Origin of the sequence: Micromonospora trifolii (assembly GCF_050516465.1) — a bacterium.
Lineage (GTDB): Bacteria > Actinomycetota > Actinomycetes > Mycobacteriales > Micromonosporaceae > Micromonospora > Micromonospora trifolii.
Map to the genome: position 1 here is coordinate 5,012,877 of NZ_CP191526.1, position 18,515 is coordinate 5,031,391.

The 18,515-nt window shown below is 71.0% G+C and carries 14 protein-coding genes and 2 tRNA genes; 5 read left to right on the forward strand and 11 right to left on the reverse strand.

What is annotated here, in order from left to right:
- Positions 1-36: 36 nt before the first annotated feature.
- A complete protein-coding gene (locus ACQRWP_RS23220) occupies positions 37-609 on the forward strand; it encodes a DUF5709 domain-containing protein (protein ID WP_091406114.1) in 573 nt (190 codons plus the stop codon).
- Positions 610-616: 7 nt separating this feature from the next.
- On the opposite strand, the gene ACQRWP_RS23225 is transcribed toward ACQRWP_RS23220, so the two are convergent.
- Entirely contained in the window at positions 617-1,270 is a 654-nt protein-coding gene (locus ACQRWP_RS23225; protein WP_430503272.1) for a response regulator, read from the reverse strand.
- A gap of 14 nt (positions 1,271-1,284) precedes the next feature.
- Complete coding sequence (gene macS / locus ACQRWP_RS23230; protein ID WP_430497688.1) at positions 1,285-2,418, reverse strand: MacS family sensor histidine kinase; 1,134 nt, start codon at positions 2,416-2,418, stop codon at positions 1,285-1,287.
- 119 nt (positions 2,419-2,537) lie between these two features.
- Here macS and ACQRWP_RS23235 point away from each other — a divergent pair, with 119 nt between their 5' ends.
- Positions 2,538-2,993: an ATP-binding protein gene (locus ACQRWP_RS23235; protein ID WP_430497690.1), complete on the forward strand. Its 456-nt coding sequence runs from the start codon at positions 2,538-2,540 to the stop codon at positions 2,991-2,993.
- A gap of 129 nt (positions 2,994-3,122) precedes the next feature.
- Here ACQRWP_RS23235 and ACQRWP_RS23240 read toward each other — a convergent pair whose 3' ends face one another.
- On the reverse strand, positions 3,123-4,061 hold the full coding sequence (locus tag ACQRWP_RS23240; protein ID WP_112623539.1) for a ribose-phosphate diphosphokinase: 939 nt from the start codon (positions 4,059-4,061) through the stop codon (positions 3,123-3,125).
- A gap of 101 nt (positions 4,062-4,162) precedes the next feature.
- Between ACQRWP_RS23240 and glpK the strand changes: the two genes are divergently transcribed.
- Positions 4,163-5,647: a glycerol kinase GlpK gene (gene glpK, locus ACQRWP_RS23245; protein WP_430497692.1), complete on the forward strand. Its 1,485-nt coding sequence runs from the start codon at positions 4,163-4,165 to the stop codon at positions 5,645-5,647.
- 15 nt (positions 5,648-5,662) lie between these two features.
- On the opposite strand, the gene ACQRWP_RS23250 is transcribed toward glpK, so the two are convergent.
- Positions 5,663-6,496: a phosphoribosylaminoimidazolesuccinocarboxamide synthase gene (locus tag ACQRWP_RS23250; protein ID WP_430497694.1), complete on the reverse strand. Its 834-nt coding sequence runs from the start codon at positions 6,494-6,496 to the stop codon at positions 5,663-5,665.
- A gap of 138 nt (positions 6,497-6,634) precedes the next feature.
- On the opposite strand from ACQRWP_RS23250, the gene ACQRWP_RS23255 reads away from it, so the two are divergent.
- Positions 6,635-7,954, forward strand: a complete 1,320-nt coding sequence (locus ACQRWP_RS23255; protein WP_430497695.1) for an ABC transporter substrate-binding protein — start codon at positions 6,635-6,637, stop codon at positions 7,952-7,954.
- Between the two features lie 56 nt (positions 7,955-8,010).
- Here ACQRWP_RS23255 and ACQRWP_RS23260 read toward each other — a convergent pair whose 3' ends face one another.
- Positions 8,011-8,259 carry a hypothetical protein gene (locus tag ACQRWP_RS23260; protein WP_430497697.1) on the reverse strand — a complete coding sequence of 83 codons (249 nt, stop codon included), beginning with the start codon at positions 8,257-8,259 and terminating at the stop codon, positions 8,011-8,013.
- Positions 8,260-8,422: 163 nt separating this feature from the next.
- Here ACQRWP_RS23260 and ACQRWP_RS23265 point away from each other — a divergent pair, with 163 nt between their 5' ends.
- Positions 8,423-12,202 (forward strand): S8 family serine peptidase, encoded by a 3,780-nt coding sequence (locus ACQRWP_RS23265; RefSeq protein WP_430497699.1) that lies wholly within the window; start codon positions 8,423-8,425, stop codon positions 12,200-12,202.
- Between the two features lie 118 nt (positions 12,203-12,320).
- Here the strand turns inward: ACQRWP_RS23265 and ACQRWP_RS23270 are convergent.
- From ACQRWP_RS23270 to ACQRWP_RS23295, 6 genes are all read right to left on the reverse strand, one after another.
- Positions 12,321-12,397, reverse strand: a tRNA-Met gene (locus ACQRWP_RS23270).
- Between the two features lie 125 nt (positions 12,398-12,522).
- Positions 12,523-12,596: transfer RNA gene (locus tag ACQRWP_RS23275), tRNA-Met, on the reverse strand.
- An 84-nt stretch (positions 12,597-12,680) separates the two neighbouring features.
- Complete coding sequence (locus ACQRWP_RS23280) at positions 12,681-13,607, reverse strand: hypothetical protein (RefSeq protein WP_430497701.1); 927 nt, start codon at positions 13,605-13,607, stop codon at positions 12,681-12,683.
- Positions 13,597-14,106 carry a SigE family RNA polymerase sigma factor gene (locus tag ACQRWP_RS23285; protein WP_425700642.1) on the reverse strand — a complete coding sequence of 170 codons (510 nt, stop codon included), beginning with the start codon at positions 14,104-14,106 and terminating at the stop codon, positions 13,597-13,599. The genes ACQRWP_RS23280 and ACQRWP_RS23285 overlap by 11 nt, the downstream gene beginning before the upstream one ends.
- Before the next feature lie 184 nt (positions 14,107-14,290).
- A complete protein-coding gene (locus tag ACQRWP_RS23290; protein ID WP_430497703.1) occupies positions 14,291-17,275 on the reverse strand; it encodes a UPF0182 family protein in 2,985 nt (994 codons plus the stop codon).
- A gap of 96 nt (positions 17,276-17,371) precedes the next feature.
- The gene (locus ACQRWP_RS23295) at positions 17,372-18,385 is read right to left on the reverse strand and encodes a YlbL family protein (protein WP_430497705.1); all 1,014 of its coding nucleotides are present in this window, start codon (positions 18,383-18,385) and stop codon (positions 17,372-17,374) included.
- Positions 18,386-18,515 lie beyond the last annotated feature (130 nt).

Genomic DNA, 18,515 nt, shown 5'->3' on the forward strand with positions numbered 1-18,515 from the left:
CGGTTATGGCGGCAGGGCAGCGGGTAGTGATCAGACATGCGCGACAACGAGTACCCGACCCCCCTGTCCGACACCGAGGCGCAAGGGCTGCCCGACACCGCCGATGACGACTCGACCGCCAACGACGACGTCCTCACCGGGCGCGAGGCGGACGGCCCGGACCCGGCCCAACTGCCTGGCGATCGGACGCCGGTGGCGGTGGACCGGTTCGGAACGACCGCCGAGGAGCAGCTCGACGGTGAGTCGTTGGACTACAAGCTCGACCGCGAGGTCTACGAGCGCCCGGCGGACGACCCGCTGGCCGGCACCATCGACCCGAAGATCGCCTTCGAGGCGGACAACCTGGAAGCCGCGGCAGAGGCTCAACTGGACGCCGACGTGATGGATCCCGGGCCGACCTCGGACCCGAACTCACCGGTCTCCCTCTACGACCACGGTCAGCTCGGCACGGTGGCCGACGCCACGGTGGGCCGGCTGGTGGAACCGGACGAGGGGTCGCACACCGACCAGGAGACCGACTCGGTGGCGTACGACGCCGGATCGGCCGGGGGCGGAGCGACCGCCGAGGAGTTGGCCATCCACGAGACGGAGCCGCCGCGCTCGGTCTGACGTCCGCTCAGTCGTCCAGGCCGCGTTCGATGGCGTACCGGGTCAGCTCGACCCGGTTGTGCAGTTGCAGCTTGCCCAGAGTGTTCTGCACGTGGTTCTGCACCGTGCGGTGCGACAGGCCGAGCCGCTGGGCGATCTGCTTGTACGACATCCCCTTCGCCACCAGCCGCAGCACCTCCGTCTCCCGTTCGGTGAGCTGGGGCGTCGCGGTTTCGGCAGCGCCGGCCGGGCCGGTCCCCCGCCCCGGTCCGGCGGCCAGCCGCCGGTACTCGCCGAGCACCAGCCCGGCCAGGCCGGGGGTGAAGACCGCCTCGCCGGCCGCGGTGCGGTGCACCGCCTCCAGGAACTCGGCGGGCGCGGTGGACTTCACCAGGTAACCGGTGGCCCCGGCCTTGACCGCGTCCAGCACGCTCTGCTGTTCGCCGCTGGCGCTGAGCATCAGCACCCGTACGGCGGGCAGTGCCGCGCGCAACCCCAGGATCACCTCGACTCCGGAGATGTCGGGTAGTTGCAGGTCGAGGACGACGACGTCGGGCCGGGCGGCGGCGGCCACCCGGATGGCCTGTCGCCCCTCGCCGCTGGTCGCCACCACCAGGAAACCGGCCTCGGTCAGGTCGCGGGCCACGCCCTCTCGCCACATCGGATGGTCGTCCACCACCATCACCCGGATCGGATTCACCGCGGTGACCTCGGCACGCTCAGTTCGATCTCGGTGCCCGCCTCGGGGGCGGACATGATCCGCACCGTCCCGCCCACGTCGGCCACCCGGCCCCGGATCGACTGGGTCACGCCGAGCCGACCCTGGGCGGCCGCCTCGTCCAGCCGGCCGTCCGGGATGCCCGGCCCCTCGTCGCGAATCGACACGGTCACCGTCGCCCCCTCGTCCTCGATCAGCACCCAGGCCCGCCCACCGGCGTGCCGCCCCACGTTGTCCAGGGCCGCGCCGGTCGCGGCGGCCAACTCTCCGGCAACCCGTCGGGGCAGCGGCACCGGGGTGGCCGGGGCGGAGAGCGCGACCGCCGCCGAGGCGTACCGGCCGAGCAGGGTCCGCAGGTCCACCGCCTCGCCGCCGTCCGGGAGGCTCGCGGCGGCCGGGCCGGCGCCGGCGATCAGCGCCCGCAGGGCAACCTCCTGCTCGCCGGCCAGCCGGGCCAGCTCGCCGGCCTCGCCGGGCAGGTCGGCACCGCGTCGCTGCACCAGCGCCAGCACCTGGAGCACCGAGTCGTGAATGTCCCGGGCCAGCCGCTCCCGCTCCCGGGTGGCGGCCTCCAGCTCCACCGCGCGCTGCAACCGCTCCTCGGCGCTCGCCGCCAGCCGGGCCACGTGCCCGACCACCACCCCGGCGAGCAGCATCAGGATCACCCCGGTGAACGAGGACTGGCCGATCCGCTCCCGGGTGGCCAGGTCCGCGCCGGCGACCAGCAGCGCGGCGACCGTGCCCCGCCGCCGGCCGCCGGAGACCGCCCAGGCCAGCACCGGGCCGGCCATCCAGGCCACCCCCAGGGTGGGTACGCCGTGGGTGAGCGCCGTCCGGCCGACCACCCACGGGGTGGCCAGCACGATGGCCATGACCACCCCGAGGTCGGCCAGAAGCAGCGGCCAGCGCCGCCAGGCCGGTCGGGCGTACCCGATCGCGGTCGCGCCGGTCCAGGCGATCATCAGCAGGATCAGGGCGCCGACGGCGTACGGGTGGGCGTACCGGTCGGCGTCGCGCACCGCGAGCGCGCAGACGTACGCCAGGGAGGCCAGCCGGAACACGGTGAGCGCACGCCACAGCGGCACCTCGAACCCACCCGGCGGCGACGGCATGGCGGTCAGGATGCCATAACCGGGCCGGCGCACGGCGAGCAGCGAGTGCGGTTCGGGAAACGCTGACGTACGGTGAAAAAGCCGCGAAATACTCCGAGATGCGCCGCCGGGACGGGCCCATGACGAACGCAGATCCGCACGCACCGCGTACGGTTGTGCCCATCGAAACCGCCCTCCTGATCGCCGAAGCCTTTGACCAGGCCCAGGTGACCGAGATTCGACACTCGGTCACCTCCTGCGCGCATGCCTCGGGTCTCAGCGGCCAACGGCTGGACGACTTCGTGCTCGCGATCAACGAACTGATCACCAACGCGGTGCGACACGGCGGCGGGCGCGGTTGGCTGCGGCTCTGGCACGAGTCGGATGTGCTGGTCTGCGAGGTCGCCGATCACGGGCACGGGATCAGCCCACAGCGCCTGGGCGACCGCAGTCGACCCGCCCCGGACACCGCCGGCGGCTGGGGCCTCTGGCTGGCCCGCGAGCTGACCGACGCGATGGAGGTCGCGACCGGCACCGCCGGCACCACCGTCCGCATCACCACGGGCCTAACCACCCACAACCACACCCCGCGCTAACCCCCCGCCCCACGCGCCCCGCCCGCACCCCCGCCGCGCGCGATCTTGCACTTACTACTGTCCCGACGAATCACCCGAACCCGCCCATAGGCGACACAAACTGCAAGATCGCGCGGGTAAGGGGGCGGGTCAGGCGAAGAGGGCGGAGACGGATTCTCCGTTGTGGATTCGGCGCGTCGCCTCGGCCAGGGCGGGGGCCACCGACAGGACCTGCAACTTGGGAACCCGCTTGGCGGCCGGGATGGGCACCGTGTTGGTGCAGACGATCTCCAGGACGCCGTCCTGGTCGCTGAGCCGCTGCAACGCGTCACCGGAGAAGAGGCCGTGCGTGCAGGCGAGCCGGATCGACCGGACCTTCAGGCCGCGCAGATGCTCCATCAGCTCGACCACAGTGCTGCCCTTGGCGATCTCGTCGTCCAGGACGATGACGTCCCGGTCGGCCACGTCGCCGATCACCGCGCTGATCTTGACCAGGTCGTCGCTGAACCGCTGCTTCGCCCCGGCCGCGACCGGCGTGCCGAGCAGCCGGGCGAACGCCGCGGCCTCCTTGGCGTTGCCCAGGTCGGGCGAGACCACCACTGTGTTGCTGAGGTCGTAGCGCCGGAAGTGGGTGGCCAACTCCCGCAGCGCGTGCAGGTGATCCACCGGGACGCTGAAGAAGCCGTGCACCTGCGGCGAGTGCAGGGTCATCGCGAGCACCCGGTCCGCTCCGGCCGAGGTGAGCAGGTCGGCGACGAGCCGCGCGCCGATCGAGATCCGTGGCGCGTCCTTCTTGTCCGAACGGGCGTACGCGTAGTGCGGCAGCACCACAGTGATCCGACCGGCGGAGGCGCCCCGGGCGGCGTCGATCATCAGCAGCAGCTCGACCAGGTGCTCCTGCACCGGCGGCACCAACGGCTGGATCAGGAAGACGTCCCGCTCCCGGCAGTTGGCCTGCAACTGGACTTCCAGACAGTCGTTCGCGAACCGGGAGACCCGCACCGGGTGCAGCGGCACCCCCAGGTGGGCGCAGATCTCGGCAGCCAGGTCGGGATGGGCGGTTCCACTGAAAACTGCGATGTCGCGCACGTTCGCACATCGTAGGGGAAGCCGACGGCCGCCGACGGCGGCGGGCCCGAACCCGCCGTGACGCCTGTCGCGCCGCGCCGCCGTCCGGGTACGGTGCTGCGGTGACTCCCCAGTACGTCGCCGCCATCGACCAGGGCACCACCTCCTCGCGGTGCATCGTCTTCGACCGGGCCGGGGACATCGTCGCCGTGGCCCAGCGCGAGCACCGGCAGATCTTTCCCCGACCGGGTTGGGTGGAGCACGACGCCGAGGAGATCTGGGACAACGTCCAGCAGGTGGTCGTCGAGGCGCTGCGGGCCGCCGGCACCGACACGTCGGGGTTGGCCGCCGTCGGCATCACCAACCAGCGGGAGACCACAGTCGTCTGGGACCGGGCCACCGGCCGCCCGGTGGCCAACGCCATCGTCTGGCAGGACACCCGGACCGGGCCGCTGCTGCGCGAGCTTGCCTCGGCGTACGGCGAGGAGCGGTTCCGGGCCCGCACGGGCCTGCCGCTGGCCACCTACTTCGCCGGGCCGAAGCTGCGCTGGCTGCTCGACGAGGTCGACGGCCTGCGCGAGCGCGCCGAGCGCGGCGAGGTGCTCTTCGGCACCATGGACAGCTGGCTGATCTGGAAGCTGACCGGCGAGCACGTCACCGACGTGACAAACGCCAGCCGGACCATGCTGATGGACCTCACGACCCTGGACTGGGCCCCGGAGCTGCTGGACGCGATGGGCGTTCCGGCGGCGATGCTGCCGGAGATCCGCTGCTCCGCCGAGGTGTACGGCACTGCCAGCGGGGTGCTCGCCGGGGTGCCGGTGGCCAGTGCGCTCGGCGACCAGCAGGCCGCCCTGTTCGGGCAGACCTGCTTCCAGCCGGGTGAGGCGAAGTGCACCTACGGCACCGGCAGTTTCCTGCTGCTCAACACCGGCGCCAGCCCGGTCCCGTCGACGCACGGCCTGCTCACCACGGTCGCCTACCGGATCAAGGACCAACCACCGGCGTACGCCCTCGAAGGCGCCATCGCGGTCACCGGCTCGCTGGTGCAGTGGCTGCGGGACAACCTCGGGCTGATCTCCACCGCCGCCGAGGTGGAGGAGTTGGCCCGCACCGTGGACGACAACGGCGGCTGCTACGTGGTGCCGGCGTTCTCGGGGCTGTTCGCTCCGCACTGGCGCAGCGACGCCCGCGGGGTGATCGCCGGTCTGACCGGCTACATCACCAAGGGGCACCTGGCGCGTGCGGTGCTGGAGGCGTCGGCGTGGCAGACCCGCGAGGTGGTCGACGCGATGAACGCCGACTCGGATGTGGCGCTGCGCCGTCTGCGGGTGGACGGCGGGATGACTGCGAACGGCCTGCTCATGCAGTTCCTCGCCGATGTGCTCGACGTGCCGGTGGTCCGTTCCCGGATCACCGAGACCACCTGCCTGGGCGCCGCGTACGCGGCCGGTCTGGCGGTCGACTTCTGGCCGGACCTGGCCACCCTGCGGGCGCAGTGGCGCTCCGATGCGCAGTGGGAGCCGGCCATGGCCCCGGACCTGCGCGAGAAGGAGCTGCGCCAGTGGCGCAAGGCCGTGCAGCGCACCCTCGACTGGGTGGAGTGACCGCCGCTGCGGCGGTCACTCCCAGTGGTTGCCGGTGAGCTTCTCGTAGACGTCGACGTAGCGAGCCCGGGTCGCCTCGACCACCTCGGCCGGCATGTCCGGGGCGGGGGCCTGCTTGTTCCAGCCGCTGCCGGTGGCCCAGTCCCGCACGTACTGCTTGTCGTAGGAGAACTGCACCCGGCCCGGCTGGTACGACTCGGCCGGCCAGAACCGCGACGAGTCGGAGGTGAGCAACTCGTCGGCGAGGACCAGGGTGCCGTCCGGCGCCCAACCCAGCTCGATCTTGGTGTCGGCGACCAGGATGCCCCGGTCGGCGGCCAGCTCGGCGCCGCGCCGGTAGATGTCGATGGTGATCTGCCGGAGCCGCTCGGCGGTGGCCTGACCCACCTTGTCCACCACGTCGTCGTACGTGATGGGCTCGTCGTGCTCACCCATCGGGGCCTTGCTCGACGGCGTGAAGATCGGCTCAGGCAGGATCGACGCCTCGCCGAGCCCTCGCGGCAGTGGCACGCCGGAGACCGCGCCGGTCTGCTCGTACTCCCGCAGGCCGCCACCGGTCAGGTATCCGCGAGCGACACACTCGACCGGGACCATGTCCAGCCGCTGGCAGCGGATGGCCCGCCCGGCGAACTCGGCGGGCACGTCGGTGGCCGAGATGACGTGGTTCGGCACCAGGTCGGCGAGCTGCTCGAACCACCAGAGCGAGAGCGCGGTGAGGAGGCGACCCTTGTCCGGGATCGGTGTCGGCAGCGCCACGTCGTAGATCGAGATGCGATCCGAGGCCACCAGGATCAGGTCGTCGCCGTCGGCGTAGACGTCCCGGACCTTGCCCGAGTGCAGAAGTTCCACGCGCCCTAGTACACCACGCGACATTGGGCGGGCCTGATTCGACCACCCGACCGAGGGTGACCGGACGGACGTTGACACCTTCGTGCGCTGCCTGCGTGAATGGTCCGACCGCCACCCCCGTAGGTCCAGGAGAGCCCCGTGCCCGTTGTTCGACCCCCGCTCGTCCCCCTCGGTGCCGACCCGGGCCGGCGCCGACTGCTCGGCGCGCTGCTCGGCGCACCTCTGCTCGCGTCCGGTGGGCTGGCGGGGTGCAGCGACGGTGCCGCCACCTCGACCCAGGACGGGCCCGTCGAGCTGTCGGTCTTCTGGTGGGGTGGCACCAAGCGGGCCGAGCTCACCGAGAAGGCGCTGCGGCTCTACTCGGATCGCAACCCCCGGGTCACGTTCCGGGTCACCTGGCAGGGCGCCGACGGCTACTACGACCGGCTGGCCACCCAGGCGGGCGGCGGCAACGTACCGGACCTGATCCAGATCGACGACGCCATGCTGACCGAGTACACCCAACGTCAGGTCATCCTCGACCTCACCGACCGCCACCTGGATCTTCGGGGCCTGCCGGAGGGTCTGATCCGCTACGGCACGGTGGAGGGGCGGACGATGGCGGTGGCCGCCGGGCAGACCCACGCCGTCGTGGTGTTCAACCGGGACCTGCTGCGGGAGCTGGAGATGCCGGAGCCGCGCGCCGGGATGACCTGGGCCGACTACATCTCCTGGGCCACGCAGGTCACCGAGGCCAGCGACCGTCGGGTGGCCGGCACCATGGACGGGTCGGGCGACTACCGGGCGCTCTGGCTCTGGCTGCGGTCGCAGGGCGGCGAGTTCTACCGGGGCAACCAGCTCGGCTTCGGCGCGGACGAGCTGATCGCGTGGTTCGAGTTGTGGCAGCGGGCCCGCCGGGGCCGCGCCACGCCGAGCGCGGCCCTGGTCGAGCAGGCCGACAGCGGCGAGCCGGCCCGGCAACTGGTGGTGAGCGGGGTGACGGCGGCGTCCTTCGCCTGGTCGCACCAGCTACCGGAGCTACAACGACTCACCGAGTCCGAGTTGGGCATCGTCGGCGTTCCCGGCCCGCCGGGCGCACAGTGGGCACGAGCGTCGATGTACTGGGCGGCGTTCCGGGGCACCCGCCACCCGGACACGGTCGCCGACGTGATCAACTTTCTGACCACCAATGGTGAGGTTGGCGCCGTTCTCGGCCACGAGCGTGGGCTGAACGCCAGTGCCGCGGTCCGCCGCTACGCCGAGGGCAGCATCACCGACCCGGCCCAGCGGCGTGCCGCCGAGTTCGGCGCCAGCATCGCCGACCTGCTCGGGCCGGCGCCGGCGCCGCCGCCAAAGGGGCACGCCAAGGTGCGCACCCTGCTGGTCACCGCCGCCGAGCGCATCCGCGTCAAGCGCGACGGCACCCGCGAGGCCACCGCGCGCTTCCTGTCCCAGGCCATCGCGGCCCTGGCGGTGTGAACACCGGCGGCCGGCACAAAGCCGGCCGCTGGTGACCCGCCGAGCCTCGAGCCCGCTCAGCGCGGCGGGCCACCCCGGCGGTTGCGCATCAGACGCAGCACCAGGAACACGACGATCGCGACCACCACCAGGCAGCAGAGCAGCGGGAGCACCCCGAAGCCACTGCGGCTTCGCCGCCGGGCGGCCTCCACCACGAGTTCGCCGGTGCCCGTGGACGCCCAGGCCGCGACGGGCACGAAGACCGCAAGTACGACAGCACCGAAGACCGCGCTCAGGCGGCCCCACCACTTAGCGAATGAAGACATGTGCCCATTCTCGCCGAAGGGCGCAACCTCGGCACGTCGGTCCACGCCGAATCACGGGACCGGATGATCCAGAATCTCTCCGGCCGGCGCGCAACGCGCTCGCAACCTCCCGGCAAAGATGATGATCTTTACATGAATCTCTCGAGGTGATCGGATTCGCCTCATGCTCAACTCTGTAGACAGTGCGCGGATCTCTCGCACCCGAAGATCTGCGGCGGCAGCGGTCGGCGTCACCCTCGTCGCCGCACTCCTCACCCCCACCACGGCGCACGGCGCCCCACCGCCCACACCGCCGCCGACGAGACCCGCTCCGAGCGGCAACGCGGACCGCACACCGGTCACGGTCACGCTGATCACCGGCGACCGGGTGACGGTGACCCCGGGCGTCCACGGCGCAACCCCCTCGGTGGATATCAAGCGCGCCCCGGGCGCCACCGGCTCCGTACGCATCTCCACCGAGGGCCGGGACACCTACGTCTACCCGGACGAGGCGTTGCCGTACCTCGCCACCGGTCGACTCGACAAGCAGCTGTTCGACGTCACCCAGCTCATCGCCCAGGGCTACGACGACGCGCGGGCCGCCGAACTCCCCCTGATCGTCACCCGCACGCCGGGTTCGGCGAAGCTCAGGACCGGCACCACGCTGCCGGGCGCGCAGACCACGCTGGAGCTTCCCTCCGTCCGTGGTGAGGCGATCCGCACCCGCCGATCGCAGGCCGCGGACTTCTGGTCGGCCCTCACCGCTGGACAGTCGCCGACCGGCCGCAGCGCCGCCACCCCGGCACCCTCCTTCGCGGCCGGCGTCGACAAGGTGTGGCTCGACGGCAAGGCGAAGGCCACCCTGGCCGACACCACCGCCCAGATCGGCGCGCCCGCGGCGTGGGCCGCGGGTGGCACCGGCAGCGGTGTCCGGGTCGCCGTCCTGGACAGCGGGGTGGACACCACCCACCCGGATCTCGCCGACCAGGTGGTGGCCTCCCGCAGCTTCATCACCGGCCAGGACGTGATCGACCGCAACGGGCACGGCACCCACACCGCCTCCACCGTCGCCGGGACGGGCGCTGCCTCCGGCGGCAAGGAACGGGGCGTGGCCCCCGACGCCGACCTGGTGATCGGCAAGGTCCTCGACGAGTACGGCAGCGGATCCATCTCGGGGATCATCGCGGGCATGGAGTGGGCGGCGCGGGCCGAGCACGCCAAAGTGATCAACATGAGCCTCGGCGTGAGCGCGTGGCACACCCAGGACGACCCGCTGAGCCAGGCCGTCAACCAGCTGACCGCCGAGACGGGTGCGCTCTTCGTCGTGGCCGCCGGCAACAGCGGACCAGACCCGTACACCCTCGGCGCGCCGGGCACCGCGGACGCCGCGCTGACCATCGGCGCGGTGGACACCTCCGACCACCTGGCGGGCTTCTCCAGCGTCGGGCCCCGGATGAACGACGAGGCCCTCAAGCCGGACATGACCGCTCCCGGGGTGGACGTGCTGGCGGCACGCTCGCAGCACATCCCCTGGGGTGAGGGCTACTACTACGTCGACAGTGGCACCTCGATGGCAGCGCCGCACGTCGCCGGGGCGGCCGCCCTGCTGGTGCAGAAGCACCCGACGTGGAGCGCGCGGCAGCTCAAGGACGCGCTGATGAGCACCAGCGTCCGCACGCCCGACTACGACGCCTACCAGGCCGGCAGCGGTCGGTTGAACGTCGCCGCCGCCTACCACCAGGACCAGGTCGTCGCGTCCGGGTCGGTGGACGCCGGCCTCGTCACGTGGTCGCCGGGCAGCACACCACAGCCGATCAAGCGGACGATCACCTACACCAACACCACGGACAGCCCGATCGCGTTGGAGCTCTCCGTCGACCACGGCAACTCCCCCGCGCAGACGTTCACGGCAACCGCCGACCGCGTCACGGTGCCGGCTCGGGCCAGCGCGACGGTCGACGTCGTGGTGGCCCCGGCCGGCCTTCCCGCCGGCAGGTACTCCGCCCAGGTCACGGCCCGCTTCGCCGCCGGCGAGGTGCACACGGCCGTCGGGGTCGCCGTCGAGTCCAAGAAGTACGACCTCACCATCCACCTGAAGGACCGCGCCGGCCGGCCCATGAGCGGCGAGGTCGAGGTCGTCAACGCCGAGACCGGCTCCGCCTTCATGTGGGTGCCGGACGGAAAGCTCGCCGCCCGCCTGGCGCCCGGCTCCTACACCGTCGTCACGGCGGCGGACGTGGAGGGTCTGCACGGGCCCCGCTCCCTCGGGCTCGCGATGCTGACCGCCCCCGAGGTCGACCTGTCGACCAACCGGGTCGTGGAACTCGACGCCGCGCGGGCCCGCCAGGTGAAGGTGGCCACACCCCAGCCGACCGCCATCGTCAACAGCAGAATCGACGTCTACCGCTCCTTCACCTCGAGCGAGCCGACACCCACCGACTGGAGCGCCCTCCGCGAGACGTTCTGGCCGGGCGCCGCCTACGACAGCCTGTGGGCCCTGCCGACCAGGGACAAGGTGCGGAAGGGCAGCTTCGTCTTCACCACCCGGATCCGCGCCGAGCAGACGCCGCTGGCGATCAGCTACCAGGACCGGCACCTCAGCGACCCGCTCGCGCAGCCCGGTTCCCCACCGCTGCCCGACGGCACCTCGCGCCTGGACGCGGTCTTCGCGGGCGTCGGCGGCACCGCCGACTACGCCGGCGTCTCCGCCCGTGGCAAGGCCGTGGTCGTCCGCGGCAACGACTCGGTGACCCCCACGGACCAGGCAGCGGCGGCGCACACCGCCGGTGCGGCGATGCTCGTCGTGGTCAACGACCGCGCGGGTCGCAAGAGCGACTGGTACGGCAACCCCGACGCCGTGACGACCGGACCGATCCCGGTGGCCTCGGTGACCATGGACGAGGGCGAGGCGTTGATCCAGAAGATCACCGCAGCGGGCCGCATCCCGGTACGACTGGCCGTGGTCGCCCACCCCAGGGCGAAGTACCTGTACGACCTGGTGGACTACCACAGTGGCGGGGTGCCGAAGGACCCGTCCGCCAAGACCGACCCGCGCGACCTCGCCCGGATCGATCTCACCTTCTCCCCGCCCCCGGGGAAGCAGTCCAGCGAGACGCGGATGGACTTCCCGCCGTACGAGTACGCGGCGGCACGCCCGTTCCCGTTCGAGCCGGTCGCTCCGGGGCCGCGCACCGACTGGGTCTCCGCGGGCGGCGGCATCAAGTGGATGCAGTACGCCGACGTCGCCGACTGGGCGCGGTCCAACACCGAGGCCATCGCGTACCAGCCGGGCAGCGTCCAGAAGGACCGCTGGTTCGGGCCCATCACCCGGCCGCGGCTGCTCAGCACCGAGATCCCGTTCCGTGGTGAGACCGCCATGAGCGCCTACATCCAGGGGTTCGGTGACGCGGGCGCCGCACACAGCGGCGGGGCCAGCATGTCGCAGATCGCCACGTTCTATCAGGGCGACAAGCAGCTGACCCAGTTCGACGGCTGGCCGGAGGTCGGCGCGGGTGACCTGTCGCCGGAGAAGCTGCCGTACCGACTGGTCGTCGATACCACTGGCAAGCCCGAGTTCAGCCCGTACTCGACCGCCACGCACACCGAGTGGAGTTTCGTCTCCGGCGGCAGCGCCGAGGTGGAGGCCATCCCGCTGGTCCAGCTGGACTACGGGACGGATGTGGACTTCGCGGGTCGGACGAAGCGTCGAACCGACTTCGCGATCACGCCAGTGGTGGTGGGCAGCACCGCTGCCCGCGACGCCGTGTCGTCACTCCAGCTGGAGATCTCCTACGACGACGGGGCGACCTGGCAGAGGCAGGACCTGCGGGAGAAGAAGGGCACCTGGCAGGCGTCGTTGAACGCGCCGCACCGGGCCGACTTCGTGTCGATCCGGGTCACCGCGAAGCAGCGCAACGGTGGCGGCGTCACCCAGACCGTCACCCGGGCCTTCGGCCTGCGGTAGAACCCGCCCGGGGGTCGGCGCCGACGAGGTGCCGGCCCCTGCGGGGCCCCTCATTGCGCAGCGGCACCAAACAAGTCCGGCCCCCACACTGTGGGGGCCGGACTCATATCACCTTCAGTGGTAGCGGGGACAGGATTTGAACCTGCGACCTCTGGGTTATGAGCCCAGCGAGCTACCGAGCTGCTCCACCCCGCGTCGACTGGTTAAGACTAACCCACCCGTTCCGGCGATGATCAGCGGGGGTCACCAACCGCTGCTGCCCGCCACGCCAGATAGTCGAAAGCCCGCCTCCGGTGACCCGGAGACGGGCTTCGAACTTGTAGCGGGGACAGGATTTGAACCTGCGACCTCTGGGTTATGAGCCCAGCGAGCTACCGAGCTGCTCCACCCCGCGTCGGCTCGCTAACCGTAGCGCACCACCCCCGGGCCCCGCAAAACGACATCCGAATCCGCCGGACAGCGGTCCGGCACGTCCCGGTCAGCCAAGCCACCTCCGGATGGCGGCGACCGCGCGTCGACCGTCCGCGTCGACCTGCGCCCGCTGGCTGGAGGTGCCCTCCCAGCCCTGCTCCCAGAGGATGGTCACCACGTCGCCGACCCGGATCGCCCGGATCAGCCGAACCACTTCCGCACCGTTCGGGTTGCCCTCGACGTCCTGACCCGCGCGGCGCATCTCGAACAGCACCGACTCGTCGCCGAACCCGCTGTCGGGGATCAACCGCTGCCTGCTCTCCCCCGGCGTGTCGTCGCCCGGTAGTTTCTGCACAGGGCAGTCCCGCACCGCCTGCCGCAACTCCTTCAGCACGTCGTCGGCGCGCCCGGCCCGGTAGATCGTGATGGAGTGCGCGTAGCTGCCGTCCGGGACGTACCCCTTGGGGGTTTGGGGCAGCTTGTAGATGAGGACTCGAGTTCGGCGGTGCACGACCGCCTCGCTCGGGATGCGTGCGCCGCACAGGCCCGGCAGCGCGGCCACGTCCTGGAACACCGGCGCGATGCCCTTGTCGTTGCTCGGCGCGAGCGTGAAGAACGCCCGATCCGGGATGCGCGTCGGCGTCGGCTGCTGCGTGCCGGTGGCACCCGGAGACGTTGCCGTCGCACTCGGAGTGCGGCCGGGCGTCGTCGGCGGGACGGACGGCGATGGCGAACCGCCAGTCGCGCTCGGAGACGGCGACGCCGACGGCGTCGGCGTGCCGGCCGGCGCGGGTACGGACGCCGACGGCGGGGCGACCACCTGGGCCCCGATCACCACGCCCACCACCACCAGCCCCACGGCGAGGGTGCCCCCGGCCGCGCGGAGCCGGGCCCGCCGGTCCGCCTGGTGCCGGAGGACGTCAGGAAGGCCCAGATCGCGGGCGTCAGCGTCGGCGGCGAGGGACCTGTACAGCTCGGACAGTTCACGCGACATCGGTGGCCTCCAATTCCACGACAGCCAGATCGGGCAGCAACGCGGCGAGTCGGGCCCGGCCGCGGGAAAGCCAGGACTTCACAGTGCCGACGGGTACGCCGATCTCAACGGCGATCTCCTCGACCGGCATGTCGAACAGGTAGTGCAGCGCCAGGGCTCGCCGGTGGGTTGCCGGCACCTGGCGCAGAGCCTGGACCAGCAGCACGCTGTCCTCGTTGGGCGGAGACACCGACGGCGGTGGCCCGGCCAACCGCAACGCGCCCCGCAGACCGCGCAGCCGCCGCCAGCGGTCGGTCGCCAACCGGGACACCACCAACCGCAGCCACGCCTCTGGCGCCGGATGCGCCGACAACCTGCCCCACTGCCGCCAGGCCCGGGCGTACGCCTCCTGCACCAGGTCCTGCGCCTCGTTGTAGTCGCCGACGACCGCATAGCCGTACCGCATCATCCGCCGCGTCGTACTGCGGTAGAAGTCATCGAAGCTTTGCCCGTCCCTCACAACTGCTCCCCCTCATCCACCCCGTTGCAATTGAGGACGGTGGACCGGTGCCGCAGGTTGCGGCCCAGCCGCGCCTGTCGGCGAGGTGACAGGCGCCCAGTTCCGGACGCGGCGGAGCCCCCGCCGTTCGGACCGGTGCGGTCCGACGACGGGGGCTCCGAGACGTACTCCCGGCGGTGGCCGGTCAGCCGCCGGCGCTCGGGCTGGCACCCGGCGCACCAGCGGCCTGCTGCGCCTGCTGGAACGCGGTGAGCGCCTCGTCGAGGGCCTTCAGCGCACGCCCGTACCGCTCGAAGTCGCCCGACGTCTGCGCGGCCCGGACCTCGGTGATCGCGGTCTGCACCCGGTCCGCGGCGGCAGCCAGGTCACCGGTCGGCGGTGGGGTGCCGGCGCTCGGGGTCGGCGTTGGCGCCGCCGTCCCCGAAGGCGTCGGCGTCGGACTCGGGGTCGTCGGGTTGCCCCCCGTCGTCGGCGGCGGCGACGTGCCCTGCCCGGCCTTCTTACCCTGCTCGACCAACTGCTTGATGCCGTCGTTGATGTTGTCGGCGAGCGCCACGAAGGAGCCGCCGTCACCGTACGAGAGCAGCACCTTCTGCAACAGCGGGTACGCGTCCTGCTGGTTGCTCTTCACGTAGACCGGCTCGACGTAGAGCATCCCGTCGGCGAACGGCAACGAGAGCAGGTTGCCGTACTGGACCTGCGCCTGGTTGCTGGAGAGCAGGTTGAGCTGCTGACGGATGTTCGCGTTGTTGGTCATCTGCTGGTGCACCTGCACCGGGCCGGAGATCCGGGTCTGATCCGGCAACTCCAGCACCTCCAGCCGGGGCTTCCCCTCGACGTACGACCCGGAGATCAGCGCGGCGAGGTTCTGCCGGCCGTTCGGGGTGACCGCCGAGGTGAGCTGGAACCGAGGGCTCTCCTGCCCCGGGAACTGGGTGAACAGGTAGTACGGAGGCTGCTTCTGACCGCTGTCCGGAGCGTCCGGCACGTTCGGCACCTGCCAGAAGTCCTGCGCGGAGTAGAAGTCACCCGGGTTCGTCACGTGGAACTTGGTCAGCAGATTGCGCTGCACCTTGAACATGTCCGCCGGGTAGCGCAGGTGCTCGCTCAGCTCGACCGGGATCTCCGCCTTCGGCAGCACCAGGTCACCACCGAACGCCTTGTTCCACGCCTTGAGCACCGGGTCGGTGTCGTCGTACTCGTAGAGCTTCACCGTGCCGTCGTACGCGTCGACGGTGGCCTTCACCGAGTTGCGCATGTAGTTGACGTCTTCCCGGGCGAGCTGGAAGGTGCCCCGGTTGGTCAACTCGTCGGTGGTCTCGGTCTGCAGGTTGACCTTCTCCGCGTACGGGTAGGAGGCCGCCGTGGTGTAGCCGTCCACGATCCACTGCACCCGACCGTCGACCACCGCCGGGTACGGGTCACCGTCCAGGGTGAGGAACGGCGCTACCTTCTCCACCCGGTCGCGCGGGTTACGCACGTAGAGCAGCTTGGAGTCCTTGTTGACCGCCTCGGAGAGCAGGAAGTTCGACTCCTGCTCCTTGATGGCGTACAGCAGTCGCCGGGTGAAGGAGCCGATCTCCACACCGCCCTCACCGGTGTAGGTGTAGGACTCGCCGCCGCCCTCACCGACCGGCCTGTCGAACTCGGCCTTCTTGTTCGGGTCGGACTGCCCGACGATGGCGTAGTCGTCGTCGGCCATCCGCTCGCCGTAGTAGATGCGCGGCTGCTTGGCCGGGATCTGCTCGGTCTGGGAGGAGCACGCCTCCTGGGTCTTCTCGCCGAGGAAGCCGGAGACGAAGAACGGCTGCCCGCCGCAGACCACCTGGTTGCCCGGGGCGGCCACCAGCCCGTACCCGTGGGTGTAGACGGTGTGCCGGTTGATCCAGGTGTTCTGCTGGTCGGTCAGCTCACCGTAGTTGATCTCCCGGACGCCGACCACGTAGTCGGTCACCTTCCCGTTCACCCCGTACCGGTCGATGTCCAGCTTCGGACCGAAGTCGTAGAAGCCACGCACCTGCTGGAGCTGGGTGTACGTCTCGCTGACCAACTGCGGGTCGAGCAGCCGCACGTTCGACACCACCGACGTGTCGGTGGCCAGGTTCCCCGGTGGGGTGAGGTTGTTCGCCGCGTACGGGGTCGTCTCGGTAGCCCCCAACCCGAACGCCGCCCGCGTCGCGTCGATGCTGCGCTGGATGTACGGCGCTTCCTTGTCCTTGGCGCTCGGCTTGACCTCGAAGGTCTGCACCGCCCAGGGGTAGATGCCGCCGATGGCCACCGCGGACACGCCGAGCAGCGCCAGCGAGATCCCCGGCCAGACCAGGTTCCGCATCCAGGCGTTGGAGAACACCAGGATCGCGATGGCGACCACGATCGAGATGTAGGCGAGGATCTCCTTCGCCGGCAGCAACGCGTTGACGTCGGCGTAGCCGGCGCCGTACAACTTGGCGCCCTCGTTGTACTCCAGCAGCATGGCCCGCCGGTCCAACACGTACGCGATCGCCTTCAACAGCACGAAGACCGCGACCAGGGTGCTGAGGTGCGCGCGGGCCGCGTTGCTCATCCGGTCACCGACGCCCTGTAGACGGACCCCGCCGAAGAGGTAGTGCACCGCCAGCGCGCCGATCACGGCCAGCACCACCGCGGTGAAGGCGACCCCGAGCAGGTAACGCCAGAACGGCAGTTGGAAGACGTAGAAGCCGATGTCGACCCCGAACTCCGGGTCCTTGATGCCGAAGTCACCGCCGTTGCGGAAGAGCAGCCACTGGTTCCACCGGTTCTGCGCGGAGAGACCGGCGAAGAGACCGACCACCGCGGCGGTCAACGAGATCCAGGTGCCGAGACGCGGGCTGAGCACCATCCGGTAGCGCTCCAGCGTCGCCTGCTCCACGGAGTGCGGACGCAGTCGCGGGCGCAACCGGTAGGCCAGCCACAGGTTGCCACCGACGATCACCGCCATGCCGAGGCCGATGGCGAGGAAGAGCACCAACCGGGTGAGCAGGACACCGGTGAAGACCTCGGTGTAACGGACCTCGTCGAACCAGAGCCAGTCGGTCCACGCCTGGACACCCCAGCCGAGCAGGGTGAAGAGCACGAACACCCCGACCAGGACCGCGATGGTGACGCGCCCGCGCCGGCTCATCCTCGGGAGGGGGCTGCTGCTACGCATGACCACTGTTGGCTCCGCACGCTCGATATGATCGGCACCGACCAGGCACCCAGAGTACGGGTTGTTCCTGAGCGTGTCGGGGCACGGTCACACCGGTCAGCAACGCGTCGGCTGACCACCCGCGCGCAACGTCTCCAGAGCGGTCATCGCCTCGTCCAACGAGCCCACCCGCAACAGCGGCAGATCGGGCTGCGGATTGAGGACCGCCTCGGCGCAGTTGTCCGCCGGCACCAGGAAGACCTTCGCCCCGGCGCGCTTGGCGCCGACCAGCTTCTGGGCGATCCCGCCGATCGGGCCGACGGCGCCCTCGTCGTCGATGGTGCCGGTGCCGGCGATGACCTGGCCGCCGGTGAGGTCGGCCGGGGTCAACTTGTCCACGATCCCCAGAGCGAACATCAGACCGGCGCTCGGCCCACCGATGTCCCCCAGGTCGATGCCGAGCGTGAACGGGTGCGGCTGCTGCTGATCGATCTCGACACCGATTCGCGGTCGGCCGTCCTGCTCCTGACTGGTCACCGTCGCGGTGGCCGGCACGCCGTCACGGGTGTAGCCGATGGTCAACGCCGTGCCCGCCGGCTTGGCCCGGACCAGCTCGGTGACCTTCGCGGCCACCGGCACCGGCTGGCCGTCGACCGACGTGATCAGATCGCCGGCCTTCAGCGCTCCAGCCGCCGGGCCGTCCCCGGCCACCGTCTTGATCACCACCTGCACCGGAAAGCCCAGCTCCCGCAGCGCGGCGGTCTCCGCGCTGGTCTGCGACGCCTTGAAGTCCTCGGCGTTGCGCTGCTCGACCTGCTCCGTCGACTCCCCCGGCGGGTAGACCAGCTCACGCGGCACCACCGCCTCGTCGTCGGAGAACCAGCCCGCGATCGCCCCCCGCAGCCGAACCGTGGGCTGCACCCCCACCGTGGTCAACCGCAACTGACCGGCCGAGGTCGAGGTCTCCCGACCGGAGACCTGGATGACCTCCTTGCCGTCGGTAGTACCGAGGGTGTTGACCGTCGGCCCCGGGCCCAGCACCACGTACGGAATCGGCACCCGGAGCACCCCGATGCTCAGCAGGGCGGTGAACAGGGCACCGAGCAGGACCGTCAGGCCACGACGTCTCATGCCGCAGAGCGTACCGACCGGTCGCGGGTCACCCGCCGGATGCGCCGCGCGACTTCGCCCTCAGCGCAACGCCAGCAGCGGCGACCTGGGGCGCGGTCCGCGTACCGTAGATGTCGTGCCTGATATTCCG